This is a genomic window from Moorena sp. SIO3B2 (assembly GCF_010692525.1).
GTDB classification, from domain to species: domain Bacteria; phylum Cyanobacteriota; class Cyanobacteriia; order Cyanobacteriales; family Coleofasciculaceae; genus Moorena; species Moorena producens.
Map to the genome: position 1 here is coordinate 1 of NZ_JAAHHE010000591.1, position 2,938 is coordinate 2,938.

Genomic DNA, 2,938 nt, shown 5'->3' on the forward strand with positions numbered 1-2,938 from the left:
AAGCGCGGATCATTATGTTCCGCGCGCCATTCCAATCCCGTGGTAAAGAGAAGCCACATTTTGGGCATTGGAATTTTTTACTGCCGCCTAATTTTTCGTGAATTTGACCACATTCTGGGCAAGTTTTACTGGTGTAAGATTCGTTAACTAAGACAACCAAAACATCATGACGATCTGCCATTTGAGTTAAGTGCTGGCGAAACTTGTAGTGACTCCAAGTGAGCATGTTACGAGCTGTTTTCTTGTTTAATTTCCTAGCTGACTTTACTACCATCACAGATGTCTCAAACGTTGGTAAAAAGATAAGCTTGTAATTATTGACAAGGAAAGAAGCTGACTTGTTATGGCAGTCCTTGATTAGATTTTGAATCTTTTGGCGTAAACGATGAGCAGCATTTTTCATTGCTCGTCTCTGTCTTTTTGCAGAGCTTAAGTCAATACGACTCATCAACCGATCTAGTTGCTGACAGAGTCTTTGAATCCTGCCAATATCACCAGAACCTATTTCTACATAAGTTTTACCATCAAAACCGGTAATAAATGTTCTAACGCCTGGGTCTAAAGCTATTACTTTATCCTGAGCAGTAGGGATAGGTTCAATATATTCCGGAAAAATCCCGTACCATTTCCCTTTAATCCATACTAACTGAGTTCCATATATGCATTCTTCAGGGAAACCTTGAGGTGAACGATAAGACAAGCCTTTTACTTTTGTTGGGTACCAGCATTTTTTTTTGAAGTCTCCCGCTTTAAATTTAATAACTTGCCTTGTTTCTCGACAAGATTTAAACTTAACATAACCCTGATTGGCTTTGGCTTGCTTGAAACTATCAATTGCATCGGCTACTGCTTCTTGTAATTGATGACCTGGAAGTTGGTTTACCCAATCTGGTCTATCAACTTTTCTCGCTAGTTTTTGTAAATCATAAGCACTACCTTTATAACCGTTTTTAAGCATGGCTACTGACCAATTATAGATCCAACGATAAGCATTAAGCCAAGTTTTCCAGATTTTATGAAGTTCTTTAGACGGAAACACCCTGATCTTTGAGACACTGTTGGGTGTCAACTTCACCGTCTGATTCCGAGGTTTTTTCTTGTACCGCTTTCGTGACTTGTTTTTGGTATTTTCGGAGTCCGTAAAGCCTAGCAGAGAAACAGTGGAGGATGGACAAGATATCTTCGACGAGTTCTTGCTCTGGGGATAATTTACGTTCATTGAGAACCAAGAGTTTAACTCCACTTTTTTGGCACAACCATTCAAGTAACGGAAATCCAAATCGGACTGCTCTATCTGGGTATGCAATGACAAATGCCGAGATATCACAGCTGTATATTCGTTCCAATATTTTGAGAAACTTTCGCCGTTTAAAATTGAGTCCCGATCCAACTTCTGAAATAACTTCAGCGTTTGGGTATTTTGACCGTAAAAATTCAGCTTGTCGATCAAGGTCGTCTCGTTGGGAGTGTGTAGAGACTCTTGCATAAGCGACAATGGGCTTACTCTGCGTGTGTTGTCCTTCAACACAAAACCTTCTTTGATTCCCTTGAGTCCTGATGCTGTCAAGTCTTCCGTCTTTATCCCATCTCCTGAGTGTTGTAATGGAGACACCGTAATATTGGGCTGCCTCTTTTGGGGTGACATATTTTTTCATAACAGCTTAACCTTTACAAATCTATACTTACATATTTGTAAAGGTATGACAAGGTTTGATAAGATTAAATGCTCATAGTTACACCTCCGTTTCTACGCTCACGCTCGCGTCCCCTTACTGGAATTGTAAAATAGAAGGTGGCACCGTGACCTAGTTCTGACTCTACCCAAATTTTGCCCCGGTGGCACTCCAGAATCTTTTTACATATAGCCAAACCCATACCTGTGCCAGGATACTCATCCCGGGTGTGCAGACGTTGGAAGATCACGAAAATGCGATCGCTAAACTGCGGTTCAATGCCAATGCCATTATCCTGCACTGAAAATAGCCATGAATCTTCGAGTCGTTTTGCCCCCACATGGATTTCCGGTGGCTGTTCACTGCGGAACTTGATCGCATTACCGATTAAATTCTGGAACAGTTGCATCAACTGGGTGCTATCAGCCATAACTGTTGGGAAGGGGTCATGGGTAATCACTGCTCCAGTTTCACGGATGCGTCCCCGCAAATTAGCCAGAGCATGGTCTAAGGCCGTTTCCACTTCCGTCAGTTTAAACTCAATGCCCTGCAAATCGACTTTCGAGTAAGCCAACACATCATCAATTAGGGTTTGCATGAGGCTGACTCCCTCAACCGCAAAGGTAATAAACTCGCTGGCATCTTCGTCAAGCTTGTCATTATAGCGCATTTCTAAAAGCTGCACATAATTCGCCACTTGATTCAGGGGTTCTTGCAGGTCATGGGATGCCACATAAGCAAACTTTTTCAGTTCAGCATTGGAACGTTCTAGATCCTGAGCCAATTGAGCCAATTCATCAGCTTGGCGCAGAACAATATTAATCAGTGCTTTCCTCAGTTCCAGTGCTGTCTTAATTTCTACCTGTTTCCAGGGTAAAGAGGTTAAGCGAACGGTTTCTTTCCATAGTTCAAAGGATTTACGGGGCGACAGTTGCAAAGTCCCCTCTGTGTGGGTTGTTTCAAAGGCTTTATTGGGGTCACCCCCCCAATTAACCGTTTGAATCACCTCTGATCGGAACCACAGTACATAGTTTCTCTTGGAAATGGGGATGGCTAGCAGGCCACTACCAATATCTTTAAACCGTTGTGCATCAGGATAAATGCGAGGCAGAGAATCAGTATAGAAAACCTCTTGATTAACATTCTGTTTCAGCCATTGCACCAAAAACTTCAGGTCTTCTTCACTAGGGGTTTCACCAATAACCGTAAAATTATCCCCAAAACAAATTGCTGCACCTTGAGCACTGGTTAAGTCCAGTAAATTG

3 protein-coding genes are annotated in these 2,938 nt (G+C 42.2%); all 3 read right to left on the bottom strand.

Annotation, left to right across the window (positions count from 1 at the left end):
* On the bottom strand, positions 1-1,039 hold a 1,039-nt coding region (locus F6K38_RS38465; RefSeq protein WP_502708891.1), incomplete at its 3' end, for an RNA-guided endonuclease InsQ/TnpB family protein.
* Complete coding sequence (locus F6K38_RS38470) at positions 1,026-1,655, bottom strand: IS607 family transposase (RefSeq protein ID WP_008177576.1); 630 nt, start codon at positions 1,653-1,655, stop codon at positions 1,026-1,028. The genes F6K38_RS38470 and F6K38_RS38465, both read right to left, overlap by 14 nt.
* Positions 1,656-1,719: 64 nt before the next feature.
* On the bottom strand, positions 1,720-2,938 hold a 1,219-nt coding region (locus F6K38_RS38475; protein ID WP_287360198.1), incomplete at its 5' end, for an ATP-binding protein.